Genomic DNA, 25,053 nt, shown 5'->3' with positions numbered 1-25,053 from the left:
CGAACGCCTCACGGGCAGCTCCCCGGCTGACGCCGCGGAGGCACAACAGGGCCACCTCCGCTGTCACCAGGGTGTGCCTGGACCCGTCGGTCGACGAGGTGACGCGGGAGTCGGCTACCGACAACGGAGTCGTCGCCCTCGACCAGCAGATCGATCACGATCGTCGTACCACTCTCGTCGACGACGGTCACTTCCCCACCGCCGAACTCCATCGCGACGGCCGCACCCAGCGCCCGCAGGCTGTCCTGAGGGCCGACGCCGGACACGTCGGCGGTCCGATCCTCCGCCTCACCGAGGTAGGCGAGGTAGGCGGTGTTCACCCACCCCGAGACTTCCTGGTGCTCGATCTCCACCCAGATACCGGAGTCGACCGCCCGACTGTGGCCGGTCGAGACGACCCCCTCGGCCAGCGGCAGAGAGATCGAGCCGCGCGTGTCGGCCCCCGGGTCGGGCAGACGCCGCACATTGAGAACGTCGCCTGCGGCGACGCCGACCACGACCAGTTCAGCGCCCTGGGGCCAGAAGAGGTCGAGCCGCTCACCAGGAACCTCGGACTCATCGACGGCGCCGGCCGGAACCCAGGGAGAGGACCAGGAGCGCGGCAGCGGAGACGAGCGGGGTACGACGAAGCGTGCTGGATCACCATCGAGTGCGCGTACTGCCACCGCCGGCCGGCGGCTCCTACCCCAAGAGTTTGTCGAGCAGCCCCTTGAGTTGGCCACGTTCGGAGGGCGTGAGCCTGGCGACAAGCATCGAACCTTCAACCAGCGCCTCGGCCAAGCGCTCTCGGCGGCGACGGCCCTCGTCGGTGAGTTCGAGCAGCGTGACCCGCCGGTCGCGTGGGTCGGGGACTCGAACGATCAGGCCGAGTCGTTCGAGGCGGTCGGCGAGGCCGGTGACGTTCGAGGGTCCACAGGTCATCGCCCCGGCGACCTCGCTCATGCTCTGGGGTTCGGCCAGCGTCAACAGGGTCCTCGCCTGGAGGTCGGTGAGGCCGTGCTGACCGGCAACGGTGTCGAAGTCAGCCCGCAACTGCTCGCTGACACCCATCACCTTGCCGGCCAGATCACCGACGTCTTCTACGCGGACCACAGTCCCGATGATAGTCCTCGAACTCAATAGTTGAGGAGCTGGAATATCTGGCAAGGCCTGGACGATTACTTCATATCATCAACTATTGAGGAGCCCGAACACATGACGACATCCATCGCCACCCCGACCACCACCTTGACTGCCCGCCGCGCGCTACGCACCGGCGGCATCGTCCTCGCCATCTCCGTCCTGGCCAACGTGACAGCCTGGGGGATCGCCCGGATGGCCGGCGTCAGCCTCCTCGTCACCGAGCCCGGAGCTACCTCGCCCACCGCCATCGGTCTCCCGGCTGTCGTCGCCGCCACCGTCATCCCACTCATCTTCGGCACGCTCGCACTGACCATCGCCTCCCGATGGGGCCACACCGCCTGGTCGGCATTGGCCTGGCTCGGACTCGCACTCGGCGTAGTCACCGTGTTCATGCCGTTCACGGTCGACACCGACTCCGCGACCGCCGCCGTTCTGGCCGCCATGCACGTCGTACTCGGCGTGGTCTGGTTCACCACGATCCGACGCGAAGTCACCGAGGCCGCCTGAGTCGAAACTCCACACCCGGCCTGGGACCGGTCCCGGTCAACCAGTGACCTTCTCCCGTGGGAGCACGGCGCGATTCCGCCTAGCGTTGACCACGTTCCCTCGCACGTCCCACTCCGAGGCCCCGATGACATTGCTGCCACCGACCGTCGATGACCTGCTCGATCTCACCGGACGGACCGCGATCGTCACCGGGGGCGCTCTGGGGATCGGACGGGGCATCGTCGAACGTCTCGCCGCCGGCGGCGCCTCCGTGGTCATCGCCGACACCGACCTTGCCACCGCCCAGGCGTTGGCAGACACAGTGATGGCCGAGGGCCATCAGGCGCTGGCCAGCCACTGTGACGTGAGCGACGAGGACGACGTACACCGACTGATCGCCGATGCGATCGGCTGGCGCGGCCGAATCGACATCCTGGTCAACAATGCCGGCATCTTCCCCGTCGTGAACGTCTTGGAGATGAGCGCAGCCGACTTCGACCGGGTGATCGCGGTGAACCTGCGCGGCGCCTTCCTATGCAGTCGGGAGGCTGCCAAGCGGATGCGCGACGGCGGGGGCGGCCGGATCATCAACATCACCTCGATCGACGCCCTGCACCCCTCGATGACCGGTCTCGCCCACTACGACGCGTCCAAGCACGGCCTGTGGGGATTCACCAAGAACCTCGCGCTGGAGTTGGCGCCGCACCGTATCTGGGTCAACGCGATCGCGCCCGGGGCCATCGCCACCCCCGGGGTGGCCGCCATGCAGGAGCCGGGCAACGAGCAACCGAATGACACGCTCGAGCAGTTCGTCAACAGCATCCCGATGCACCGGATCGGCACACCCGACGACATCGCCCGGGTGGCTCTCTTCCTGGCCAGCGACCTGTCGTCGTACCTGACCGGATCCCAGATCGTCGTCGACGGCGGCGCGCTGCTCACCTAGGAGGACGCATGCACGACCTGATCCGCTATCACAGTCAGCGCCGCGCCCTGATCGAGGAGCGACTGCCCGCCTGCGAACGGCTGGCGCACCGTCGGCTGGACGCCCTGATCGACGCGTGACCACCGGGTGACACCCCCAGACCAAGGCAAAGTGGAGCGGTTCCACCAGACCCAGACCACCCACCGGCAACGACATCGTCGAGCACCACCGCCTGCGTCTCGCCTGCCGCAGCAGACGGTAGACGTCGTGGGCATCCTTGTTGTCCTGCCTCGACGGGGTCTCAAGCCGGTCGTGGATCTTGTGAAGCTTGGCCCTACGCCCTTCAAGTACTCACATCATCAGGCCACTGCGCAATCGCAAGGCGAACACCCCGGAACTGTCACCGATGTCCTGACACAGAACTGTCACCAATGTCCTGCGAGATAACAAGATCAGTCTGGGACACCCCTCGAACTGCACATGGGCACCGCTTCCGGCTTCGGGGGCCAGGCCCTCAACATCACCGCCACTCGGGGTGTGTGCGCTTGGGTGACCTGTCAGGATGCGTCGCAGACACCCGATCCGAAGGAACTCGTCGATGCACCGTCGCCTCGCCCACCTGATCACGGCGCCACTTCTGGTGATCGCCGCGGCCTGCACCGGCGAAGGGCCGGGCGGCACGCCATCGCGCGCCGATGGGGACGCTTCAGGTGGAGGTTCTCTCGACGATGCGCTAGGTATGACTGGGGGCGGCAGCCGGATCGCCGGCATCGGGGCGTGCTCCGAGATCGAGCAGGCGGTCAGGCCGCTCCTGACCGCCGAGCACACTTTGTACGGCGAGGAGGTCAACGATCTCTCCTATCCCCCGGGTCCCTACTCGTTCACCTGTTCGTGGGGCGTCGAGGATGCCACCGACACGATCACCGTGAATGCCCACGCCGACTGGGAACAGGAAACACCCCAGCAGATCCGAGCACAGTGGGCCGAGGAGCGTGAACTCGAGGCCGCCGCGTTCGCCCAGGGCAACGCGACGAACACGCTGGTGTTCGAGAACAGCCACAACACCGCATTGAACGGCTCCTACACACTGGTGATCATCTCGCCCAACCTGCCGAACAGCGGCCTTACCGGACAGATCCATGTCGGCTACTCGTACGGCGGTGGCTCCTTCAACAGCGACGGGACACCCGCGAACGGCATCACTCAGCAACAGGTCGACGCCTCACGGGGTGTCCCATCCGACAACGCCGTTCTCGAGACGTTGTACGGACTCCTCGAGGACGCCGACGAACGCTGACGCCTCTGGGCTCGACGTGCGCGACGTGGAGTGCCGGAGGCACTGGGTGCACTGGGCCTCAACGGGATCGCTCACCTGCCAGGACTGCCTCGCAGCGAGCCAGCACCTCGACCACGTCACGGCCAAGGCGTACGTCGCATCGGTGCTGGGTGACCCCGGCGCGGATGCAGTCGGCGAACTCCGACACCGCCTGCGCATAGGCGGCCCCGGCCGGCCGGCCGGGAACCTCCGGGCGAGCCCAGGTGCGGTGGCCGTCCCCGAACTCGACGGCCTCGTCTCGGGCCCCGTCGGCGGCGGTCAGGCTGAGTGACATCCGGCTGGTTGAGCCGTCGGCGTGGGTGAGGTCAAGATCAACGAAATCCCCCTCCCCCGCACGTCCGGAGACGTCACGGACGGGGCCGAGCACCGGCAGCAGGGAGGCGAGCGCATGCGGCCCGAGGTCCCACAACGCGCCTCGCTGCTGACGCCACAACGAATCGCCGTTGGGACCGTCGGGGTCGAGGTAGGCGAGCCAGTCGACCCGGCCGCTGCGGGGACGGTGGTCAGGCATGCCCATCAACCAGTCCTCCCACTGCGGGATGAACCGGTCGGTGAAGAAGACCAGACTGGTCACCCCGGCCGCTGCCTCAGCCAGCTCGGTCGCAGCGGCGAGATCCGTCGCGATCGGCTTCTCCAGCAGCAGGTGCTTCCCGGCAGCGGCGGCTCGCAACGCCAGCGGCGCCTGGACGTCGGGTGGCACCGCGAAGGTGAGGGCGTCCACCCGCTCCATCAGGTCGTCGACGTCGTCGTACGCCGGGATCCCGAACTCGGCGGCCACCCCCGCGGTCCGCGCCGTGTCCCTGCCCCAGACACCGGCGAGTTCGACGCCGTCGTGGGCCAGCACACCGGGTCCGTGCACGGTGCGGGCCCAGTGACCGGTGCCGACCAGGCCGATCCGGATCGCGCCCATCTCTCCCCCTTCGTGGTGCTGTTCAGACTGACGGAAGGCGAGGCCGCACTACTCGCCGGCCGGCGGTAGTCCACGTCCTTGCCGGCCGCCCACGCTCTCGATCATCTCCTCGATCGCGGCGCGACGGCCCGATCCACCTTCGGTCGCGAGGCCCTGGGCCCCCTCGACGGTGTAGCTGACCTGCCACAGGAACTTCTGCATCACGCCTCCATGCGCTGGGGTGCCTGCGGCCACTCTGCCGCAGCCGGGAGGTCAGGTAAAGCAACAGCCCGATGACGCGAAGTCAGATCCCGAGCCCCTCGGGGACGATGTCCAGGGTGTTAGGCAACCCCAGGCGGTACTGGGCCTGGTCCAACTGTCGGGCGAGCATGAGCTCCTTCGGCTTCCACAGTTCGTGGATGACGGCCGGGCTCTGCAACGACCATGACGCCTCCAGGATGCCGTTGACTGCGGCCCGGCCGGCCTCGTTCGCACCCTCCATCGTGGCCAGGTCGATGCCGGTGCGCACGTAGTCCGAGGCGAGGAACAGGTTGCCGATGCCGGTGACCGCCTCGGGCCGATCGACCCAGGAGTTGGCGGTGTTGATCAGCAGTGGCTCACTGTTGGCGGCGCGACGGTGCGGTCCGTCGGGCCAGTGGATGGCCGGGTCCAGGAAGTACCGCACCAGCATGTCGTCGGTGAGGATCTCCTGATCGACGTTGAGGCCGAGCTTCATCTGCTCCCAGGTCTCCCGGGCGATCTCCTCGGGCGTGCAGTCGGCCGCGGGCTTGCCGTAGAGGATGCCGGGGGTGAACCAGTCTGAGATGTCGACGGAGTAGACGTCGGCGACCCCGCCATCGCCGTAGGTGCTGGCGATCTCGGTGCGCCAGAAGGCGCCCTGGTCGATCGCGGTGATGGCCCAAGGGCTGTCCAGGAAGGCGACATGTCCGGGGATGACGATGTTGGGCGGACGGTTGAGGAAGTACTGGATGCCGTTCATCCAGTCGGTCTGCAGCTTGCCGATCCGGCCCAACTGCGGGTCGGCGCCGACCACGTCCGGCGTCAGGAGCTTGGTCATCTGCTCGGCCGGCATCGCGCAGATGAACCAGTCCGAGGTGACGTTGAGAGTCCCCTGACCGTTGGGGAAGCCGCCGTCGCCAGTGGTCTCCAGGACGACGGACTCGATCGACTTGTTCCGGACCCGCAGTTGCTTCGCCCGATAGCCGGAGACGAACCTGACCCCCCTGGCTCGCAGGTAGTCCAACCACGGGTCGATCCAGGCCTCGTTCGTCGGCAGGTCGAGAAGCCGGTCGGCGGCCCCGTAGCCGCTCTCGTGCCGGATGTAGCCGTTGTTCTCACCGAGCAGGGCATAGATGAAGTGCTCCCCCATCAAGGCCACCGTCCGAGCCGAGGCGTACTCCCCCTTGGCCGCGACCAGGGTCTTGGTGAGCCCGGAGCCCAGCACCTGCTGGTACATCGGCGAGAAGTTGTCGGCGTTGGTGAACTGCGTCCACGACATCTTCTCCCATTGGCCGAGGCGGCGCTCGTCGCAACTGGTGATGAAGACCAGCATCTTGCGGACGAAGTACTCGATCTCGTTGGGCGGGATCCCGGCGGCGATCCCCATCAGCGTGAGCAGGCTGCGGAAGCCCTGGATGAGCCCATCTTCGTTCGGCGACGGCAGGTACCACAACTGTCCTTGCCCGGGCATGCACAGCAGTTGCTGATGGGCGTCGACGAGGTGGTCCATCACGCTGCTGGAACCGCCGACGGTCGGGATCCGGGAGAAGGTGTCCGGACTGCTCTTGTAGAAGCCCGGGAAGAAGCGGAAGCCGTGCTCGCCGGGCAGATCCTGACGTCCGCCATGGCCGGTGCCGGCGACCGGGATGCTGCGCGCCTTCCCACCCCAGGCCTTGGGCTCGATCACGGTGACCTCGAAGCCCCGCTCGATCAGTTCGTGGGCTGCGGTCAGACCTCCCACGCCACCACCGAGGATGGTGACCCGTCGACGTTGGCGCAACAACGCGGCTGCGGGCGCCGAGGATGCCAACACCAGGCCGCTCGCCGCGGTGGCACCCGCTGCGAGCCCGAGGAAGCCACGCCTACTGGTCGGCAGATCGCTCACGTCAGCACATCCTTAACTTTGACACCGCTCGGGGTCACATTTGACACAGCCGACCGTAGAATATGACCCTGATCAGTGTCAACAACGAGTCCGCGAGGAGGCCAGCATGACCACCCGGCCCTATCGCGGCGTACCCGCGGACGAACGTCGTACGGCGCGACGCGAGCAGTTCCTCGAAGCCGGCCTCGAACTCTTCGGCACCCGGGGCCCGGCCGGCACCCGGCTCGACGACCTCTGTGCGGAGGCCGGCCTGACCAAGCGCTACTTCTACGAGAGCTTCGCCTCGATGGACGACCTGCTGGAGGCCGTCTTCGACCAGGCGATCGCAGACCTGGCCGAAGCCTGCCTGCCCGCGATCGCCGCCGGCGGCTGGCGCAATCCCGGCCCCGCGCTTGACATCATCACCAGGCGGATCGTTGCCGACCCGCGGCTGGTGCATCTGCTGCTGATCGAGACCCAGGCCCCGCCGCTGCTCACCAAACGCCGCCAACTCCTCGACCTCGCCGTCGACACCTGGCTCGGCGTCGACCCGCACGTCGAGAAGGACCCCCGCTTCATCGCCGAGCAGCGATTCCTGGCCCACGCGATGGCCGGCGCGTGGGGCGAGACGGTGGCTGCGTGGACCACCGGCCGGATCGAGTTCAGCGTCGACGACCTGGTCGGGCAACTGGTCCGGATCTTCGAGCGGATCACGCCACGAAGGCGCTACTCCGCAGGGGAGAGCGCCGAGCCGCGGTCCTGAATCACAGTGGACGACTGACGAGCACTCTCGCACAACACTTGAGAACACCAGACCGCCTTCACCGCTCCCAACCCCGGCATCCGCCCCCTTGCAATCAGTAGGACGCCAGTCCTAAAGTACGGCCCTAGGACGATTGTCCTACCTAGTCACTGACCACCAGTAAGAGGTTCTTCGTGGGCACTCGTGAGCGCATCATCGATACGGCCAACCGGTTGTTCTATGAACAGGGGTACGAGCAGACGTCGTTCGCATCGATCGCTCAGGCCGTGGGTATCTCGCGGGGGAACTTCTACTACCACTTCAAGACCAAGGACGAGATCCTCGACGCGGTGATCGAGGCCCGGCTCTCCAGTACACGCGAGATGCTCACCACCTGGAGCGACGAGTCTCCGGACCCGCTGGAGCGGGTGCGCCGATTCGTCGAGATCGTGATCACGAACCAGCGCGATATCGAGAACTACGGATGCCCGGTCGGGACGCTCACGAACGAGCTGGCCAAGTTGGATCATCCTTCCCGCGAGCACGCGGTGGGCGTCTTCGACGTGTTCCGCACCTGGCTGGGAGGGCAGTTCGAACTGCTTGGGGCACCAGATGAGGCCGACGCGCTCGCCATGCATGTGCTGTCGTTCAGCCAAGGAGTGGCGGCCGTCTCGAATGCGTTCCATGACCGCGACTTCGTGGAGCGAGAGGTCGCCCGCATGAACACCTGGCTCACCGAGCAACTGCGGCAGAGCAGCTCTCCCACCCGATGACTTCTACCCACCCGACCGATCGGAGAGTCCCGTTGTACGTCATCCTGCTCCGCTTCTCGTCGAACAAGGCCCGCGCCGCCGACCACATGGCCGGCCATCAAGAGTGGATCAGCGCAGGCGTCGATGAAGGAGTCTTCCACCTCGTCGGCAGTATTCGACCCGACCTCGGTGGCGCCGTGATCGCTTCCGGCGTCAGTCCTGAAGACCTCCAGGCACGAGTCGACGCGGACCCCTTCGTCGTCCATGACGTCGTCACCGCCGAGATCATCGATATCGCTCCGAACCTGACCGATTCACACATGTCCTTCCTCACCCACTGACACCCGCGGAGGCACCAGTGCAGACGTTCATCGCCCCCGACGGCCAACCTCGCTGCCACTGGGCAGGCGCAGCCCCCGAGTTCCTCAACTACCACGACACCGAGTGGGGCTTCCCCGTCACCGACGACCAGAGACTCTTCGAGAAGCTCAGCCTGGAAGGGTTCCAATCCGGGCTCAGCTGGCGCACCATCCTGGCCAAGCGAGACAACTTCCGGAATGCCTTCGCCGGATTCGACTTCCACGCCGTCGCCGCGTACGACGACAGCGACATCGAACGCCTACTCACCGACACCGGCATCGTCCGGCACCGCGGCAAGATCGAGGCGGTCGTCAACAACGCCCGTCGAGCGATCGAGATGCAGCACACCGAGGGGTCACTCGCCGCCTTCTTCTGGCGCTACGAACCACCCAGCGACCAACTGGATCCACCACAATCCGTGTCCACCTCCCCCGCCTCGGCAGCGATGTCGAAGGAACTGAAGAGGCGCGGCTGGCGATTCGTCGGCCCCACCACCGCGTTCGCGTTCATGCAAGCGATGGGCCTCATCAACGACCATGTCTATGGCTGTACCACTCGTCCCGAGGTTGCGGCCAGCCGCGAAGCATTCACGAGGCCCTAGACACACCCGTACGGGAGCCGACGAATGCGCGGGGCCGCGCCGAACACGCATGAACCAGCCGGGGGGTACCGGCAGCCCGCAAAACGCACACATGCACCGCTCGCAGGGGCGGATCAGGCTGGGGCACCCCTCGAACTGCACATGTGCACCGTTTCGGGCGGCGGGCGACCCCCAGAAACACGCTGAGGCGGGCCGATTGGGCCCGCCTCAGGAGTGGTTCGAACATCGAACCTTTGGTGGAGCTGAGGGGACTCGAACCCCTGGCCTTCTCATTGCGAACGAGACGCGCTACCAACTGCGCCACAGCCCCAAGCGTGCGTGGAAACGTTAGCACCCGCCGCCGGGCGGGTCGTAATCGAGGTTCAGGCCCCGGTCGCGCGGGAGCGGCGCTCGTCGGCGTCGCGGCGGGCCTTGCGGTCGGCCTCCGCCTGCCGAGCCAGGTCGGCGTCCTCGTCGGTGCGTGCCGAACTCCACACCCCGGTGGCATCCAGGTCGATGGTGCGCACCGTGCGCGACGCCTGATCCTTCGTGACGTACGTCGGCAGGGTGGTCGGCACCGGGTCCCAGCCACCGACAGCGGTCTCGGCCATCGGCGACGGCTCGTCGAAGCCCTGCGGGTTCCGGACGACGTCGTACTCGTCGGGGGCCTCGACCGGCGAACGGTCAGGGGTCCCGAGCGGACCGTCGACGGGCTCGGCCTCGGAAGGGGCAACCGACTCAGCCAACGAGGACGGGGAGCCGAGCAGGCGAGCATCGTCGCGCAACTCGCCCTTGACCATCACCCGGCAGAGCACCAGCCAGACGACGACCAGGCCGGCGGGGATGGCGAGGTACCACCAGGAGAAACTCCAGTACGCGGCCGCGCCGGCGGTGGCGCCCACCGCGGTGAGCAGCGTGAGCAGCACCCGACGTCGCCGCCGGGCAGCCACCCGGGCTGCGGCGCGGCGCGCCCGGATCTGAGCCGGAGTCGGGCCGGGACGCTTGCCGGTCACCACCGGGGCGCTCGCCTCGCGGGCGGGCGTCAGCACCACCCGCTCGTCCAGCCGGGCCCCCGGCTCGCGCCGGGAGAGCACCCGCATGGTGTGCGAGAAGCGGTCTACCGAGCGGCTCTTGGCGACCTCTTCGTGATGCTTGACCGCCTTGGGAAGCAGATAGGCCGCCCACGCGATCGCAAGAGCGGCGAAGATCAGCCCAGACACGTCCACGAGTCAGAGCCTAGGATCCGGCACCGCTCCCGTGGCGCATGTCGTCTGGTGTGTCGCAGAACTACTCGTGTGACTGAAGGAGTCGGTCGACCATCGACACCGGGCACTCCTCGACGGTGACCGCGAAGAGGCGGTGGTCGCGCCACGCCCCATCGATGTGCAGGAACCGCGGCGCCAGCCCGATCTCCCGCATCCCCAGCTTCTCCACCACCCGCAGCGAGTTCGAGTTCTCCGGCCGGATGGCGATCTCGATCCGATGCAGCCCCACCGTCGAGAAGCAGTGGTCGATCACCATCGCCACCGCCAGCGGCACCACGCCACGGCCGGCATGCCGCTGATCCAGCCAGTAGCCGATGGACCCGAACTGCGCCGATCCCCGCACCACGTTGCTGACCGTCACCTGGCCGGCGAACTCGCCGTCGACCTCGATCACGAACGGCAGCGCCTCACCCCGACGCGCCGCCCTGACCAGTCGCCTGGCCAACTGCCGCAACGTGGTCGGCGAGTACGTCGACTCACTCGCCGGCAGCGACGCCTCCCAAGGGCTGAGCCAGAGCCGGTTCTGCTCCCGGACCCGATCCCAGGTCGGCGCATCCCGGGTGGTCAACGGCCGCAGACGCACGTTCCCGTGACTGAGCCGGGCCGGCCAGCCCGGTCTCAATGGTCGCTCCCCACGATCTGCTCCACCGCATGCACCAGCAGCGGCTCCAGCACCGCCAGCCCGTCCTTCACCCCACCACCGGACCCGGGCAGATTCACCACCAGTGCCTCACCGCACACCCCGGCCAGCCCACGCGACAGCGCCGCGGTCGGCACCCCCTTCGCGGCGCCGTGGGCGCGGATCGCCTCGGCGATGCCGGGCACCTCCCGGTCCAACAGTGGCCGGGTCACCTCCGGGGTGCGGTCGGTGGGGGTGAGCCCGGTGCCGCCGGTGGTGAGCACCACCCGGGCGCCGTCGCCCACCGCCGCCCGGATCGCCTCGGCCACCGGGTCACCGTCGGGGACGACCATCGGCGCGGGGGTGTCGAAGCCGAGCCGGGTCAGCGCGGCGACCATCAGCGGGCCACAGGTGTCGTCGTACACACCGGCCGCGGCCCGGTTGGAGGCGACCACCACCGCGGCCTTCATCGGGTCCAGTCCCCCGACTTGCCCCCGGACTTGGCCTGCACGCAGATGTCGCTGATCACCGCGCGCTTGTCGACGGCCTTGACCATGTCCACCACGGTCAGCGCCGCCACCGACACCGCGGTGAGTGCTTCCATCTCCACGCCGGTCCGGTCCGCGGTGCGCACTGTCGCGGTGATCTCCACGGCGTCATCGAGCACTGTCAGGTCGACCTCGACCCCGGACACCGCCAGCGGGTGGCACAGCGGGATCAGCGCCGGGGTCTGCTTGGCACCCATGATCCCGGCGATCCGGGCCACCGCGAGGGCATCCCCCTTGGGCACCCCCTCGCCGCGCAGCAGCGCGACCACCTCGGCCGAGACCAGCACCCGGCCGGTCGCGGTCGCGGTCCGGGCGGTGACCTCCTTGCCGGTGACATCGACCATCCGGGCCGCCCCGGACTCGTCCACATGGGTCAACCTGTCCGCCATCAGAACTCCTCGTCCAGCGCCAGCACCGCGACCCGGTCACCGGCAGCGAGTGCGGCCGTCTCCTCGGCGACCACGATCAGCGCGTTCGCCGCCGCCAGGTCACCGAGCAGGTGCGACCCGACGCCGCCGACGGGCCGCACCGTCGGACCGTCCAGGCCCAGCTCGTAGTGGCCACGCAGGAACTGCCGCCGTCCCACCGCGGAGCTGATCGGCTCCGTCAGCCGGGCCCGGCGCACCGGCCGGGTGTGCGGTGTCTTGCCCATCATCTTCCGCAGCGCCGGCAGCACGAACGTCTCGAAGGAGACGTACGACGACACCGGGTTGCCGGGCAGCGTGAAGATCGGGATCCGGTCGTCGCCGACCAGGCCGAACCCCTGCGGCTTGCCGGGCTGCATCGCCACCGGCCCGAACCAGACCGAGCCGAGTCCGCTCAGCGTCTCCTTGACGACGTCGTAGTCGCCCTGGCTGACGCCGCCGCTGGTGACCACCAGATCGGCCCGCACCAGCTGGTCCTCCAGCGTCTCGGCGAACTGCCGCGGGTCATCGGGCACCACGCCGACCCGATAGACCACCGCCCCGGCCCGGCGGGCAGCCGCGGCGAGCAGGTGCGAGTTGGCGTCATAGATCGAGTCCCGGCCCAGCGGGGTGCCGGGCTCCCGCAGCTCGGTGCCGGTGGAGATCACCACCACCCGCGGGCGCGGCCGGATCAGCACCGTCGCCCGGCCGACACCGGCGAGCAGACCGATCTGTCGCGGGCCGAGCACGGTCCCCGCGGCGATCACCCGCTCCCCTGCGGCGACGTCCTCGCCGGCGCGGCGGATGTGCTGCCCCTGGCTCGGCTGGCCCTCGACCCGGACCCGGGCCACCCCACGGTCGGTCCACTCGTAGGGCACCACCGCGTCGGCCCCCTGGGGCACCGGCGCGCCGGTCATGATCTTGGTGGCCGTCCCCGGCGACAGCGCCAGGTGGTGGGACCGGCCGGCGCTGATCTCGCCGACCACCGGCAGCGTCACCGGCGCCTCGGCGGTGGCACCGGCCAGATCGGCGCGGTGTACGGCGTACCCGTCCATCGCGGAGTTGTCGAAGCCGGGCAGCGAGATCGTCGCGGTGACGTCCTCGGCCACCGCCTGGCCGAGCGCCTCAGCGAGCGGCTGCGGCAGTGGGGCCAGCGGGGTGACGGTGTCGAGGATCCGGGCCAGGTGCTCGTCGACGCTGATCGGGTCGGCCACTAGTCGGCTCCCAGCACCGTGCCCGGAGCGACCCGCTCGGCGGCCGCGGCCGGGTCGAGTTCGACGTCGCCGACCACGGCGACGTCCCGGCCGAAGGTCCAGTCACCGTTGACCCGCAACGACCGGGCCCGGCGCATCGACGGGACCCCCTCGGGGAACCGCTGATCGAAGTCGTTGACCAGTTTGAAGTGGCTGGTGTCCAGGTCGACGAACGGGATCTCGTCGGTGGTCTGGCCGAGCCTGAAGTCCTCGGCCAGGTCGTACACGTCCGAGCGGAGCACCAGCAGGTCGTTGGTGGTCTTCACCGGGATGAACCGGTCCCGGTCCACCTCGATGGTGGTGGCCTCCTCGAAGAGCTCGATCGCCGCACCCATCGCGCACTCGATCTGCACCACCTCGGGGGTGCTCGGATCGGTCGGGTCCACAGTCTTGACGTTGCGGATCAGGGGCAGGCCGAGGATGCCGCGGCGGGCCTCGAGCACCTCGGCCATCGCCACCAGGTCGAACCAGAGGTTATTGGTGGAGGTGTAGCGGTGCCGGTCCAGGTCGGCCAGCGCCGCCAGGTCCTCCGGCGGGGTCTGCGCGGTCTCCCGGAGCACGATCCGGCCGTCGGACCTGCGCCGGGCGAAGTGCCCGCCCTTGCGGTCGGAGGGGGTACGCCGGACCGCCTCGATCGCGAACGGGGCACCGGAGCCGGCGAACCAGCCGGCCACCCGCGGCGTCGGCACGGCACCGAGGTTGTCGGCGTTGGAGACGAACGCGTACCGGAAGCCGGCATCGATCAGTTGCCGCAGCAGCCCGGAGGCGTGCAGCACCGTGTAGAGGTCGCCGTGTCCGGGCGGGCACCACTCCAACTCCGGGTCGGCGGGGTGGCTGATCGGCTCCAGGGTGGTCGCGTCGAGCTTGGGCTCCTTGTTCTGCAGGAACTCCAACGGCAGCCCGTCGACCGGCAGGTCGGCGTACCGCTGCAGCGCGGCCATCGTGTCCGCGGAGGTGCGGAAACTGTTCATGAACAGCAGCGGCAGGCGCACCTGATGGGTCTGCCGCAGGTGCAGCACCTGCCGGGCGATCACGTCCAGGAAGGAGAGCCCGCGGCGGACGCAGAGCAGCGACTTGGCCCGCTCCATCCCCATCGACGTGCCCAGGCCACCGTTGAGCTTGATCGCCACCGTGGCGGCGAGCGCCCGGCTCGCCACCTCGTCATCGACGTCGACGGCGGCCAGTGACTCCATGTCGTGCGGATCGATGCTCTCCTCGCCGATCATCCCGGTCTCGCCGTGCTCGACCTGGCGGTAGTAGTGGGCGAACACCTCGATCGCGGTGGCGTCGACATCGGCGTCGACCATCTTCTGGCGTGCCTTGGCAAGTCCCTCAGCAGACATGCAAGTGATCGTAGGCTGGACCGGTGACGTCGGCACAGCACCCCCCGTCCCCGGACATCCCAGGGGGCCCGACTGCGGCCAAGCAGGCGCTGCGGCGTCGGCTGCTCGACCAGCGGCGGCAGATGGGCGTCGCCCAACGCAGACAGGGGAACGACTCCTTGGCCGCGGCGTTGCTCGCCGCCGAGGAGGTACGCCGGGCGGCCCAGGTCGCGGCGTACGTGCCGGTGGGTGGGGAGCCGGGCAGCCTGGACCTGCTCGCCGCGCTGACCACGCCCAGCCGCCGGGTGCTGCTGCCGGTGCTGCTGCCCGACGACGACCTGGACTGGGCGGAGTTCACCGGGCTCGCGTCGCTGGCACGGACCGGTCGTGGCCTGTGGGAGCCGACCGGACCGCGTCTCGGCCCGGGGGCGGTCGCCGCCGCGGAGGTGGTGCTGGCGCCGGGGCTGGCCGTGGACCGGACCGGTGCCCGGCTGGGTCGCGGCGGCGGCTCGTACGACCGGACCCTGGCCCGGGTCACCGGCTGGACCTGCCTGCTGCTGTGGGAGCACGAGGTGCTCGACGAGGTGCCCACCGAGCCTCACGACCTGGCCGTGGCGGCGGTCGCGACGCCGTCGGGCGTGCAGCGCTTCGGGTGACCGCCGTACTCAGTCGGCCGGCAGCAGCCGCAGCTCAGCGGCGGCAGCCTCATGGACCGCCTCGGCGGTGAACGGCCACGGCAGTGTCTCCCCGGCCAGCCACAGGTCGATCTGGTCGTCGTAGTGCGGGGAGGCGGGGTGTCCCGACACCCCGGTCAGGTTGATCCACCGGGACGAGTCCCAGTCGCCGGGGGCGACCACCATCCGCATCGACGGTGCCGCGGTGACCCGGTAGGACTCGGCGGCGTTCCAGCTGGTGGCGTTGACCAGCGAGGTGCCGCCGGCTGCCCAGAACGGGCCACGGTTCAGCAGCCACTCGGCGACCGGGTTGCCCGAGGAGCCCAGCGTGGAGTCCTGGAGTTCCAGCCGGTGCAGCCGCCCCCACTGCCACTCGGCCGGGTCGACCGAGAGCCGTCGGGTGAGCTCGTCGCGGGCCAGCCGCAGCGCCTCGGCCAGCACCTCGTCGCGGGTCTCGATGTGGTCGACGGTCTCCGGGTCGTCCCACCAGGCGTTGGCCGGCTCGCCGAGGAGTCGCTCCATCACTGCGAACCAGCGTTGGCCACCGTCGGGCTGCTGCCCCTCGGGGAGCCGGTCACCGAAGACCAGTTCCAGCAGGTTGCTCCAGACGGCGTTGAAGTAGGCCGCCGCAGCCGAATCGGCCGGCTGCCGGAAGTCCCAGTCGGCGAGGAGCTCCTGCCCGGCCGCGTAGTAGCCGCCCGGGAGCCGGATGTCGAGCAGGTGCGGCACCAGCACCGGGGCGAACGGATGGAAGTCGTCGGTCTGCATGGCGGCCAGGTCGTCGATGCTGAACCGCACCCCGGACTCGATCAGGTTCCGGATCCGCTGCGAGCGGTAGCCCCGGTCCCAGTCGTCGGTCAGGTGCTCGACGTAGTCGGGGCCGATCACCGCCTGGTTCGCGGTCACGATGAACCCGGACTCGGGGTTGTAGGCCCACGGCATCGCGTCGAACCCGATCACGTCGGGGGTCCAGTCGTTCTCCGACTGCCAGCCCGCGGCCGGCATCCGGCCGTCGTTCCCCGACTTGCGGATCGGGATCCGGCCGGGCGCCTGGTAGCCGATGTTGCCGTCGACGTCGGCATAGATGAGGTTCTGGGCGGGCACTGCGAAAAGCCGCGCCGCCCGACGGAACTCGGCGAAGTCCGACGCGGTGTTCAGCGCCATGATCGCGTCCGCGGTGGGGGCCGGTTCGAGCGCGGTCCAGGCCAGCGACACGCCGTACTGCTCCCCCGATCCGGACGTCTCCGGGTCGAGGACGTCGGCCCCGAAGTCGGCGTACCGGTCGGCGGCGTCGGAGAGCAGCGGCCCGTGGCTGGTCTCCCGGACCCGGATCGTCACGTCGTCGCCGCCGTGCACCCGGATCGTCTCCTCACGGATCTCGAGGTCGAGCCATTCGCCGTCGTAGAGCCACTGGTCGCCCTCGACCCGCTCCAGGTAGAGGTCGGTGACGTCGGCGCCGAGGTTGGTGAATCCCCAGGCGATGTCGGCGTTGTGGCCGATCACCACGCCGGGGAGGCCGGCGAAGGTGAAGCCGGAGACGTGCAGTGGGCAGTCCTCGTCGACGGTCCGGCACTGCAGACCCATCTGCATCCAGATGCCGGGCATCGACACCCCCAGGTGCGGGTCGTTGGCCAGCAGCGCCGCCCCGGTGGCGGAGTGCTCGGCCGAGATCACCCAACTGTTGGAGCCGATCCCGTCCCCGCGGCGGCCGCTGCCGGCGCCGAGGAACTCCGGCGTCGCGTGCAACGCGTCGCGGACCCGGCTGAGTGCGGCGACCTGGTCCGCGGTGTACGGCGCCCGAGTGGGGCGCCGGGTGCCCGCCTCACTGGCGAGTGGCTCGAAGGCGCCGTCGATCACGGCGCCCTCCTCGACGATCGGGGCGCGCCGGTCGAACTCGTACGCCGGGTGCAGTTGGTCGACGAAACCGGGGCCGATCTCGGCGGCGATCAACGCCCGGTCGATCTCCTCCTCGAGGTTCGCCCGCAGGTCCCAGGCCATCGCCTTGAGCCAGGCGAGTGAGTCGACCGGGGTCCACGGCTCGGGGTGGTACTCCAGGCCGGTGAGCCGCAGCAGCGTGTACTGGACCCCGAGGTCGGCGCCGTCGTGGGTGTCCAGCCAGGCGTTCACCCCGTCGGCGTACGCCTCCAGGGCGGCACGGGTGGCGGGCGTCAGCAGTGCCAGCTCCCGCTCGGCGACCCGTCGCCAGCCCAGGGTCCGGACGAAGGTGTCGGTCTCGACGGCCGCCTCGCCGAACAGTTCGGCCAGCCGGCCGGCGGTGACGTGCCGACGTACGTCCATCTCGAAGAACCGCTCCTGGGCGTGCACGTAGCCCTGGGCGCGGAGCAGGTCGGTCTGGGAGTCCCCGATCAGGGTGGGGATGCCGTGGGCGTCGCGGATCACGTGCACGGCGGCGTCGAGTCCCGGCACCTGCACCTCGCCGGCGGTCTGCGGCAGGGGTTGGCGAGCGATCCGGGTGGCGGTGATCGCGCCGGCCATCACCAGCAGCACCACCAGGACAAGCGTGTACGCCGTGAACCGGGCGAAGCGGTGGGACGGGGCGGCGGGGGCGGTCATGGTCCGCCCATTGTGCCGTAGAATTGGCAGTCGTCCCCGACGAGTGCCAGCGCGAGTCGCAGCGCGAGTCGGGACCAGAGTCACTTCGATCATGACGGAGGAGCCGCGTGCCCACGTATCAGTACGCCTGCACCGAATGCGGCCATGGGTTCGAGCAGGTGCAGAGTTTCCATGACGACGCGCTGACCCACTGCCCCGAGTGCGACGGTCGACTGCGCAAGGTGTTCAACGCCGTCGGTGTGGTGTTCAAGGGTTCGGGGTTCTATCGGACCGACAACCGGGCGTCGTCCGGGGCGAAGTCGGCCGACTCGTCCGGGACCAAGTCCGCCGACTCATCGAGTTCGAGCACCTCCTCGGACTCGGGCGCCGCGTCGTCGGGCTCGAAGTCAGGCTCCTCGTCGTCGGGCTCGTCGTCGGGGTCCTCATCCTCGGGCTCGAAGTCTGGCTCCTCCTCGTCGGGCTCGAAGTCCTCGGGGTCCCCCACCCCCGCCTGACCGGGCCGGTTGTCGCCCACACCTCGATCGCGGGTGGGCGGCTGTGGAGAGACCGGGCGGGCCACGACTCCCGCAGCTAACGTCGCCGAGGTGCATCAGCGTGCGGCGGGCTCGGGGCCCGGGTCGGGGGCAGCGCCCAGGGTCGGTCAGTGGCGACGACGCCTGCGAGCCGCGCGTCGTACCGTCCTGCTGCGCCGTCGCTGGCTGGCGGCGCTGCTGGCCGGGGTCGCTGCCTGGGCGGCGGTGCAGGCGGCCGGGCCTGGACCGGGCGTACAGATCTGGGTGGCCGCGACCGACCTGCCGGCCGGCGCGGAGGTCGGCCCGGACGACCTGCGCGCCGTCCATTGGCCATCGCCGCTGGTGCCAGCGGGCGCCCTGTCGGCCGAGGAGATCGGCGATCGTCGACTGGCCTCGGCGATCCGGGCAGGGGAGCCGCTCACCGACGTACGACTGGTCTCTCCGGCGCTGCTGGAGGGCCGAGCGGGGGAGGTCGCGGTGCCGGTCCGGATCCCCGATGGTGCGGTGGTGGCACTGCTGCGGCCCGGGGACCTGATCGACCTGATCGCCGCCGACCCGACCGGCGCCGCACCGGCCCGGCGGCTGGCTGCCGGGGTGGTGGTGCTGGCCGTGCCGCCGCCCGACGCCTCGGGCGCTTCGGCGATCGGTGGTCGACTCGTGCTGCTGGCGTTGTCACCCGACGCCGCCCGCTCGGTCGCCGAGACGGCCGTGACCAGCGTCATCTCGGTGACTCTCGCAGCTCAGCCGGCAGCGGCGGATCCCTGACCCGCCCCGGTCGGTCGCAGTGCCGGGACCAGCCATCGGTGCAGGAAGCGCCGCACGTCCGCCTCGGCACGCGGCGGTTCGGCAGGGTTCTGCAGCATCGAGATCAACAGCCGCATGATCACCTCCGCGAGCCCGTCCAGGTCCTCGTCGCCGATCCCGGCGCTGGCCCAGTCCACCGGGAAGCGGCGCAGCATCAACGCGCCGTACTCCAAGGTGGCGTGTGAGGTGGCTGCCCGGCCGAAGGTGCCGGTGTCGCCGGTCTGCAGCAGCAGGCTCAGCCGGGGATCCCCGGGCACGGTGCTCAGGCAGAACAGGAAGCCTTCGACCACCGCGTCGGCGGGGGTGTCGATGCCGTCGAGGTGGGCGACCAGCCGATCCACGAACGCCTCGGCGCCCTGGGCGGCGACCTCGCTGACGATGTCGCCGACCCGGTCGAAGTGCCGGTACACCGTCTGCCTGGTCACGCCCAACTCGGTGGCGACGTCGGACAGGGTGGTCTTGGCGGCGCCGTACCGGTCGATGCAGCGGGCCGCCGCGTCGACGATCCGCTGGCGTGCCTGCTCGTCGGAGGTCGGCGGATCCCCCGCCCAGCCGTGCTTCGCCATGGGCTCAGGTTGTCACAGTCACCGCGGCCCCGCTGGCCACCCGGGTGGCCCGGCGGGCCGCGACCACGAACCAGGCGGAACCGAGGATGCAGGCGATCGCGTACCACCCGCTGCCGATCGGCGCCCCGTCCGCGGTGACCCCGTCGGTGGCAGCCCGGAACGCCGGCAGTGCCGCCAACCAGAGCAGCACGTGCACCCCGAGATAGATGCCCGGGTAGACACGCACGAAGCCGGGTGACGGCACCCCCTCGCGGCGTCCGTGCCAGGTGGCCCTGGTCGCCTCGGCGAGCAGGGCCAGGCCGACCAGCCAGAGCGCGGCGAGCAGCACGATCACCAGGGTGCGCTGCACGGTGATGTCCCCGCCGGCTTCGACGCCGACCCGGGTGGGCGCCGCAAGCACGACCATCAGGATCGGGGTGAGCACCCCGGCGATCACGGTGCGTACGGCGACCTGCCTGCCGGACAGCGGTCCCCGGCCGGGGCGATCGCCGACCAGCCGGACCACCAGCCAGGCCAGGACGCCGAACGAGACCGAGGCGAAGACCCACATGCTGTTCATCGGGACGGAGGCGAACATCGGCTGGTTCACGGTGTTGTCGGGATTCCACGCCCACCACCGCAGTTGCGGGCCCAGGTGATCGAAGGTCTCGTAGAAGACCTGGCTGGCGAAGGCGACCGCGACCGCGCCGACGAACGCGCCGCGTCGCTCGAAGATGCCCAGAGCCCGCACCACCTCGTAGCTGACCTGGGTGATCACCGTGTAGAAGGCGACGATGTAGAGCGGCAGCCGGTCGAACATCAGCTGCACCGTGAACACGTTGTGGGAGAAGATGAAGCCGACGTGCTCCTCCAGGCCGAACCAGCCGGGGAAGTAGAGCGGCGGCTCGATCACCGCGAGGTAGACGATCGCCCCGACCCACAGGGTGAGGTTGATGGGGTCGCCGTCGCGTCGCCAACGACGCCAGGCGTGCACGAACGCGAAGACGGCACCGGCGATGATCAACAGCTCCAGGATCGGGAGCGTCCAGTTCTCCAGGCCCAGTGGGTTCCGGAGCGTGATGATCGGGTTGGCCCCGTCGCAGGTGAAGCCGAGGTCCTCGGCGACCTTGCGGGCCTCGGGGTCACAGGTGTAGCTCATCTGACGCTCCTCACGCTTCGGCCGGCGCGGCGGTCGTGGCCGGCTCGCGGGGCTGGTCGGGATCGGTGTAGTCGGTGGCCGGCGGCAGTTGGTCGATGTCGAAGCCGGAAGGAACCTTGGTGCGGCCCAGCATTGAGCGGACCCGGTGCCGCGCGAGCCCGTAGAGGAAGCGCGGGTCGGTCATCATCTCCTTCAGCGACCGGTCCAGGTTGAAGACCGCGGTGAAGAGTTCGTCGACGTAGGGGTCCTCGGCGGCCGCGGCGGTGATCGCGTTGAAGACCGGCCAGCTCGCCTTCGCGGCCAGCTTGCGGCGCCACGGCGCGACGACCTCGGTGCCGGTGGCGAAGTCGTAGGCCTGATCACGGGCCATCGCCAGCATCCAGGGGACGTCGAGGGACTCCTTCTGGCCGGCCAGGAAGTCTCGATGGAAGGCGGCGTCGAGGCTGTCGTGGCGCTCCAGCATCGCCGCCAACACCAGCGCCGAACGCGCCGCCGAACTCATTCCCTGCGCGTAGAAGGGGTTGAACGCGCAGATCGAGTCACCGATGGCCACCAGGCCGAGCGGCGGCTGGGCCAGTTCGTCGTACCGTCGCCACTTGTTGCCGGTGGAGCGGGTCAGGTGAACCTCCGACAACGGAGTGCAGGCCCGCGTCGCCTCGCCGAACACGGGGGTCCGCACCCGATCCGCGGCAGCCTCGAACTCCTGCGGCTTGCGCGGCATCTCCAGCCCCCACGAGCCCATGCAGACGATGACCCGATTGCCTTCGATGGGGAAGAAGTTGCTGAGGTAGTCGTGCTCGTCGGGATGCGGACCGGTGTCCTGGGTGGGGGTGATCACCAGGTGCTGCCACCACCACGAGGCGGGGCGGTCCTCGGCGGAGGGGAGGTCGTACCAACGCGACGTGTAGGTCACCTTCGCGTCCAGGGTCCGCTCGGAGGGGGCCTCCCAGCCGGCCGCGGCGAGCCAGTCGGCGACCGAGGAGCCGCGACCCAGGGCGTCGACCACGAAGCCGGCCGCGAGCGTCCCACTCTCCTCGCCGTCGCGGTACTCGACGCCGGTGACCCGGCCGGTCGGCGTACCACCACCGTCGGTAACCAGGCCGGTGACGGTGACGCCCTCGCGGATGACGATGTTGTCGACCTCGCGCACCTTGTCCCGCAGCACCCGTTCGATGAGCACTCGGGAGCTGTAGATCATGGTCATGCTGCTGGACTTGCGCGCCGCCCAGCCGGCCTTCTCGCAGTAGGCCGCATCCATCGAGGGCATCAACAGCATCCCGCCGGCGGCGAGCAGGGCCTCCTCGAAGCCCGGGAAGATCTCGCCGATCGCCCGGCGGCCCGAGTTGAGGACGAAGTGTGGGTGCTTGCTCTGCGGCACCCCGCGGCGGTGCTCGGCTCCGGGCGGGAGCTGGTCACGCTCGAGCACGATGACTTCCTCGAAGTGCCGGGCCAGCACGCCGGCCGCACACAACCCGGCCACGCTGCCCCCGAGGACCACCGCTGTCGATCTCCGCATCACCACTCCATTCATTCATACATTGCTCGGATGAATGTATGGTTTGGCGGGTGAGTGCGTCAAGGGATCGGCGGCCGAAACGTCCGCGGCGAGCCCCTGTCCAGGGCCTTCTGCGTTCTAGACTCCCGACTCGACAACGAAATCCATCGGTCTTCGGGGACCGGGAGAAGGAGAGTGCTCATGAGCGGTTTCAAGGCGTTCCTGCTGCGTGGGAACCTGATCGAGATCGCAGTGGCCTTCATCATGGCCGCCGCCTTCGCCAAGGTCGTCGACACCTTCGTCGCCTGGCTGACCGACTACCTGCCACTGCCCGAGGCGGATGAGGGTGCGGCCCTGTCGACCCAGTTCATCAACGCCGTCATCGCCTTCGTGATCCTGGCCGCGGTCGTCTACTTCTTCATCGTGGTGCCCTACACCAAGGCCCGGGACCGCTACTTCCCCGCTCCCGAGGCCGGTGAGGACGCGCAGGTCGTGCTGCTCCGCGAGATCCGCGACGCCGTCTCCGCGAGGAACTGACCCTCACCTCACGCCGTCACGTCCCCATTCCCGTGCGTTCGGCACCCAAATTTCGCGTTTCGGGTGCCGAATGCACGGGAATCGGGGTACGACGTCGGTCAGGAGCCGTGGTGGGGCGGGACCTGGGCCTTGAGCCACTCGTCAGTCCCGGAGCCGCGCTCGTCCTCGTCGCTCTCGCCGCGCTCGTCCGAGGTGGTCTCGGGCAGCACCTCCCCGAACACCTTGGCCAAGCGCGCACGACGCTGAGCGGGAGTCTCGGGTCCAGTCATGCACAGAGTCCGTATCTCCGGGCGAGTTCCTCGGGCGAGACCTCATCGAACTCCTCCTCGACCTGAGCCGGGTCGGTGGCCTGGGTGGCCCCGGCAGTCGGTGTCGGTGTCGGTGTCACGGTGGGCGAGGGGGTCCCGGTGGCGTCGGCCTCTGCCGGGGCAGAGCTGCCCGGCGGCTTCGCCGGAGTGAGCCGCTCCCGGGTCAGCGCCCGCGGCAACGGGGTGTCGTTGCGCATCGCCTCCCAGACCAGTTCTGCGTCCTCGGTCCAGATCACCCGGTTGCGGTTGACCGACCACAACTCCATCGGCACAGTGATGAACGAGACGTTCTCGAGGCCGATGCCTCGGACCTCCAGGCCCAACTCGGCCAGCTTGGTCAGAGATCCCAGGCCAGGGTCCAGGGTGAGCGACTTGGTGGCCGCATCGAGGAACTTGAACAGGCGCTCGGGGCGGGCCAGGGTGCCGGCCGAGACGACCTTGTTGGCCATCGAGGAGATGAACGCCTGCTGCCGCTTCATCCGGCCGATGTCACCGTTGGGGGACAGTTTGTGTCGCTCCCGGACGTAGTTCAGCGCCTCCCGACCGCGGACCTCCCGGGTGCCGGCCTTGAGTGCGATGCCGTGCCGGGGGTCGATGGCGTCGAAGGGGATGCAGACCTCGACCCCGCCGATGGCGTCCACCATGTCGACGAAGCCGCGGAAGTCGACCACCACGAAATGGTCGATCCGGACATCGGTGTTGTGTTCGACGGTGGCGATCGTGCAGGCGGGTCCGCCGACGGTGTAGGCGTTGTTGAACATCTCCAGGCCGGAACTGGCCGGGATCACGGTGCCGTCCTCGCGGCGGCACTCGGGCCGCTCGACCATCGAGTCGCGCGGGATGCTGACTCCGAAGGCACGGGTCCGATCTGCGGACAGGTGCACCAAGATGGCGGTGTCGGAGCGCTCACCGCCCCCAGTGAGGCCGTCGATGTTGTTGCCGTCCCCGTCACGGGCGTCCGAGCCGAGGGCCAGCACTGTCAACGGCTCCCGGGGCCCGTCTACGGCCACCTTGTCCGGTCGGTCCCCGAGTAGCCCGGTGAGGTCGCGGATGTTCAGGTTGGCGTTGAGGTGCCGGAAGGTGTAGATCGCACCCAGGCCGGTCACCAGCGCGAGCACCACCATCGACGAGGTGATCACGCGCATCACGGTGTGCTTACGCGAGGTACGCCGACGTGCGCCGGTGCGGCGAGCACTGCTGCGGGACACGACCTGACGACTTCCTCTCACCCGGCCACTTGCCTTGGCGTGGACGAAACTACGGGCAACCCTCAAATTGTGCGACCTCAGTCACTCTCCGCCAAACTGGCGACCGGTTCCCTGGCCCCTCCGCCCCGGTGAGAGGATGGCCGCGACTCGGCCCCAGTAGCTCAGCGGATAGAGCAGCCGCCTCCTAAGCGAAAGGTCGCAGGTTCGACTCCTGCCTGGGGCACCCATCGATCACCGGGGTCATGCGGATGGGCGTGCCGTCCGTGAGCGCGTCGTGCCTGAACGTGGCCTGGTCCCCGGCGGGACCCACATCCCCGCCGGCAACGCGGTGTCGCTCCTGCTGAGCGCACGGCCAACCCTGCACTCAGCGACCATCTGAATCCCTCAGCGTCAGCACCAAGCAAAGTCATCCGACCGTGGTGATCCCCCTCGAAGGCCCTGGTCACACGATGACGTTGGCCCCTGGGTCGCCCCCCATGGACAGGGCGAGGATGAGGTGACTGATCGGAGGTGAACGATGTGGTGGAACG

At 69.3% G+C, this 25,053-nt stretch carries 28 protein-coding genes, 2 tRNA genes and 1 pseudogene; 12 read left to right on the top strand and 19 right to left on the bottom strand.

From position 1 onward, the window contains the following. Window positions 1-8: 8 nt before the first annotated feature. Together JKG67_RS11025 and JKG67_RS11020 are read right to left on the bottom strand one after the other, a co-directional pair. A complete protein-coding gene (locus JKG67_RS11025; protein ID WP_203337342.1) occupies window positions 9-665 on the bottom strand; it encodes a hypothetical protein in 657 nt (218 codons plus the stop codon). Window positions 666-681: 16 nt separating this feature from the next. Next, window positions 682-1,092 (bottom strand): MarR family winged helix-turn-helix transcriptional regulator, encoded by a 411-nt coding sequence (locus JKG67_RS11020; RefSeq protein ID WP_307816521.1) that lies wholly within the window; start codon window positions 1,090-1,092, stop codon window positions 682-684. A 102-nt stretch (window positions 1,093-1,194) separates the two neighbouring features. On the opposite strand from JKG67_RS11020, the gene JKG67_RS11015 reads away from it, so the two are divergent. The 3 genes from JKG67_RS11015 to JKG67_RS11005 all read left to right on the top strand — a co-directional run bounded on the left by JKG67_RS11015 (window position 1,195) and on the right by JKG67_RS11005 (window position 3,830). Next, a complete protein-coding gene (locus JKG67_RS11015) occupies window positions 1,195-1,629 on the top strand; it encodes a DUF6069 family protein (protein ID WP_203337341.1) in 435 nt (144 codons plus the stop codon). A gap of 124 nt (window positions 1,630-1,753) precedes the next feature. Next, window positions 1,754-2,554 carry an SDR family NAD(P)-dependent oxidoreductase gene (locus JKG67_RS11010; protein ID WP_203337340.1) on the top strand — a complete coding sequence of 267 codons (801 nt, stop codon included), beginning with the start codon at window positions 1,754-1,756 and terminating at the stop codon, window positions 2,552-2,554. A gap of 577 nt (window positions 2,555-3,131) precedes the next feature. Then, window positions 3,132-3,830: a hypothetical protein gene (locus tag JKG67_RS11005; protein ID WP_203337339.1), complete on the top strand. Its 699-nt coding sequence runs from the start codon at window positions 3,132-3,134 to the stop codon at window positions 3,828-3,830. Between the two features lie 58 nt (window positions 3,831-3,888). On the opposite strand, the gene JKG67_RS11000 is transcribed toward JKG67_RS11005, so the two are convergent. The 3 genes from JKG67_RS11000 to JKG67_RS10990 form a co-directional block, all read right to left on the bottom strand. After that, a complete protein-coding gene (locus tag JKG67_RS11000; protein ID WP_203337338.1) occupies window positions 3,889-4,779 on the bottom strand; it encodes a Gfo/Idh/MocA family protein in 891 nt (296 codons plus the stop codon). Window positions 4,780-4,827: 48 nt separating this feature from the next. Beyond that, entirely contained in the window at window positions 4,828-4,980 is a 153-nt protein-coding gene (locus JKG67_RS10995) for a GYD domain-containing protein (RefSeq protein WP_203337337.1), read from the bottom strand. An 82-nt stretch (window positions 4,981-5,062) separates the two neighbouring features. After that, on the bottom strand, window positions 5,063-6,883 hold the full coding sequence (locus tag JKG67_RS10990) for a hydroxysqualene dehydroxylase (protein ID WP_203337336.1): 1,821 nt from the start codon (window positions 6,881-6,883) through the stop codon (window positions 5,063-5,065). A gap of 106 nt (window positions 6,884-6,989) precedes the next feature. Between JKG67_RS10990 and JKG67_RS10985 the strand changes: the two genes are divergently transcribed. From JKG67_RS10985 to JKG67_RS10970, 4 genes are all read left to right on the top strand, one after another. Next, complete coding sequence (locus JKG67_RS10985) at window positions 6,990-7,625, top strand: TetR/AcrR family transcriptional regulator (protein ID WP_203337335.1); 636 nt, start codon at window positions 6,990-6,992, stop codon at window positions 7,623-7,625. Between the two features lie 173 nt (window positions 7,626-7,798). Beyond that, window positions 7,799-8,377: a TetR/AcrR family transcriptional regulator gene (locus tag JKG67_RS10980; protein ID WP_203337334.1), complete on the top strand. Its 579-nt coding sequence runs from the start codon at window positions 7,799-7,801 to the stop codon at window positions 8,375-8,377. Window positions 8,378-8,409: 32 nt separating this feature from the next. Beyond that, window positions 8,410-8,697: a YciI family protein gene (locus JKG67_RS10975; RefSeq protein WP_203337333.1), complete on the top strand. Its 288-nt coding sequence runs from the start codon at window positions 8,410-8,412 to the stop codon at window positions 8,695-8,697. A 17-nt stretch (window positions 8,698-8,714) separates the two neighbouring features. Next, window positions 8,715-9,317 carry a DNA-3-methyladenine glycosylase I gene (locus JKG67_RS10970; RefSeq protein WP_203337332.1) on the top strand — a complete coding sequence of 201 codons (603 nt, stop codon included), beginning with the start codon at window positions 8,715-8,717 and terminating at the stop codon, window positions 9,315-9,317. 234 nt (window positions 9,318-9,551) lie between these two features. On the opposite strand, the gene JKG67_RS10965 is transcribed toward JKG67_RS10970, so the two are convergent. From JKG67_RS10965 to JKG67_RS10935, 7 genes are all read right to left on the bottom strand, one after another. Then, a tRNA-Ala gene (locus JKG67_RS10965) sits at window positions 9,552-9,627 on the bottom strand. Between the two features lie 52 nt (window positions 9,628-9,679). After that, the gene (sepX, locus tag JKG67_RS10960) at window positions 9,680-10,522 is read right to left on the bottom strand and encodes a divisome protein SepX/GlpR (protein WP_203337331.1); all 843 of its coding nucleotides are present in this window, start codon (window positions 10,520-10,522) and stop codon (window positions 9,680-9,682) included. Window positions 10,523-10,583: 61 nt separating this feature from the next. Then, entirely contained in the window at window positions 10,584-11,144 is a 561-nt protein-coding gene (locus tag JKG67_RS10955) for a GNAT family N-acetyltransferase (RefSeq protein ID WP_307816520.1), read from the bottom strand. A gap of 35 nt (window positions 11,145-11,179) precedes the next feature. Then, window positions 11,180-11,650, bottom strand: a complete 471-nt coding sequence (locus JKG67_RS10950; protein ID WP_203337329.1) for a MogA/MoaB family molybdenum cofactor biosynthesis protein — start codon at window positions 11,648-11,650, stop codon at window positions 11,180-11,182. Continuing rightward, window positions 11,647-12,117: a cyclic pyranopterin monophosphate synthase MoaC gene (gene moaC, locus JKG67_RS10945; protein ID WP_203337328.1), complete on the bottom strand. Its 471-nt coding sequence runs from the start codon at window positions 12,115-12,117 to the stop codon at window positions 11,647-11,649. Before moaC ends, JKG67_RS10950 begins: the two co-directional genes overlap by 4 nt. Beyond that, on the bottom strand, window positions 12,117-13,346 hold the full coding sequence (gene glp, locus JKG67_RS10940; RefSeq protein ID WP_307816519.1) for a molybdotransferase-like divisome protein Glp: 1,230 nt from the start codon (window positions 13,344-13,346) through the stop codon (window positions 12,117-12,119). Before glp ends, moaC begins: the two co-directional genes overlap by 1 nt. Then, window positions 13,346-14,728 carry a UTP--glucose-1-phosphate uridylyltransferase gene (locus tag JKG67_RS10935; protein WP_203337327.1) on the bottom strand — a complete coding sequence of 461 codons (1,383 nt, stop codon included), beginning with the start codon at window positions 14,726-14,728 and terminating at the stop codon, window positions 13,346-13,348. The genes glp and JKG67_RS10935 overlap by 1 nt, the downstream gene beginning before the upstream one ends. 23 nt (window positions 14,729-14,751) lie before the next feature. Between JKG67_RS10935 and JKG67_RS10930 the strand changes: the two genes are divergently transcribed. Continuing rightward, on the top strand, window positions 14,752-15,363 hold the full coding sequence (locus tag JKG67_RS10930) for a 5-formyltetrahydrofolate cyclo-ligase (protein WP_307816518.1): 612 nt from the start codon (window positions 14,752-14,754) through the stop codon (window positions 15,361-15,363). Window positions 15,364-15,372: 9 nt separating this feature from the next. On the opposite strand, the gene JKG67_RS10925 is transcribed toward JKG67_RS10930, so the two are convergent. After that, on the bottom strand, window positions 15,373-17,955 hold the full coding sequence (locus tag JKG67_RS10925; protein ID WP_203337326.1) for a penicillin acylase family protein: 2,583 nt from the start codon (window positions 17,953-17,955) through the stop codon (window positions 15,373-15,375). Window positions 17,956-18,062: 107 nt separating this feature from the next. On the opposite strand from JKG67_RS10925, the pseudogene JKG67_RS19080 reads away from it, so the two are divergent. Then, window positions 18,063-18,155, top strand: a pseudogene (locus tag JKG67_RS19080) (FmdB family zinc ribbon protein); the annotation flags it as partial. Between the two features lie 62 nt (window positions 18,156-18,217). Here JKG67_RS19080 and JKG67_RS19075 read toward each other — a convergent pair. Continuing rightward, window positions 18,218-18,469 carry a hypothetical protein gene (locus tag JKG67_RS19075; protein WP_307816527.1) on the bottom strand — a complete coding sequence of 84 codons (252 nt, stop codon included), beginning with the start codon at window positions 18,467-18,469 and terminating at the stop codon, window positions 18,218-18,220. A gap of 70 nt (window positions 18,470-18,539) precedes the next feature. On the opposite strand from JKG67_RS19075, the gene JKG67_RS10915 reads away from it, so the two are divergent. Next, window positions 18,540-19,232 carry an SAF domain-containing protein gene (locus JKG67_RS10915; protein WP_203337324.1) on the top strand — a complete coding sequence of 231 codons (693 nt, stop codon included), beginning with the start codon at window positions 18,540-18,542 and terminating at the stop codon, window positions 19,230-19,232. Here JKG67_RS10915 and JKG67_RS10910 read toward each other — a convergent pair. Genes JKG67_RS10910 through JKG67_RS10900 form a run of 3 tightly spaced genes read right to left on the bottom strand, consistent with a single transcriptional unit; the run spans window position 19,208 to window position 22,491 of the window. Continuing rightward, window positions 19,208-19,837, bottom strand: coding sequence for a TetR/AcrR family transcriptional regulator (locus tag JKG67_RS10910; protein ID WP_203337323.1), 630 nt, complete (start codon window positions 19,835-19,837; stop codon window positions 19,208-19,210). The two genes, JKG67_RS10915 and JKG67_RS10910, sit on opposite strands and share 25 nt — an antisense overlap. 4 nt (window positions 19,838-19,841) lie before the next feature. Continuing rightward, entirely contained in the window at window positions 19,842-20,975 is a 1,134-nt protein-coding gene (locus JKG67_RS10905; protein ID WP_203337322.1) for a hypothetical protein, read from the bottom strand. 10 nt (window positions 20,976-20,985) lie between these two features. After that, window positions 20,986-22,491, bottom strand: a complete 1,506-nt coding sequence (locus JKG67_RS10900) for an FAD-dependent oxidoreductase (RefSeq protein ID WP_203337321.1) — start codon at window positions 22,489-22,491, stop codon at window positions 20,986-20,988. Window positions 22,492-22,671: 180 nt separating this feature from the next. On the opposite strand from JKG67_RS10900, the gene JKG67_RS10895 reads away from it, so the two are divergent. Next, window positions 22,672-23,007, top strand: a complete 336-nt coding sequence (locus tag JKG67_RS10895) for an MscL family protein (RefSeq protein ID WP_203337320.1) — start codon at window positions 22,672-22,674, stop codon at window positions 23,005-23,007. Between the two features lie 98 nt (window positions 23,008-23,105). Here JKG67_RS10895 and JKG67_RS10890 read toward each other — a convergent pair whose 3' ends face one another. Together JKG67_RS10890 and JKG67_RS10885 are read right to left on the bottom strand one after the other, a co-directional pair. Then, window positions 23,106-23,276, bottom strand: a complete 171-nt coding sequence (locus JKG67_RS10890; protein WP_203337319.1) for a hypothetical protein — start codon at window positions 23,274-23,276, stop codon at window positions 23,106-23,108. Further along, on the bottom strand, window positions 23,273-24,460 hold the full coding sequence (locus JKG67_RS10885) for an LCP family protein (protein WP_203337318.1): 1,188 nt from the start codon (window positions 24,458-24,460) through the stop codon (window positions 23,273-23,275). Before JKG67_RS10885 ends, JKG67_RS10890 begins: the two co-directional genes overlap by 4 nt. 213 nt (window positions 24,461-24,673) lie before the next feature. Here JKG67_RS10885 and JKG67_RS10880 point away from each other — a divergent pair. After that, window positions 24,674-24,746: transfer RNA gene (locus JKG67_RS10880), tRNA-Arg, on the top strand. The last annotated feature ends 307 nt before the right edge of the window (window positions 24,747-25,053 follow it).

This window comes from Nocardioides limicola (genome assembly GCF_016827675.1).
GTDB lineage: Bacteria > Actinomycetota > Actinomycetes > Propionibacteriales > Nocardioidaceae > Nocardioides > Nocardioides limicola.
Note: the sequence above shows the minus strand (reverse complement) of the source record. Positions and strands in the feature narration are given on the sequence as shown.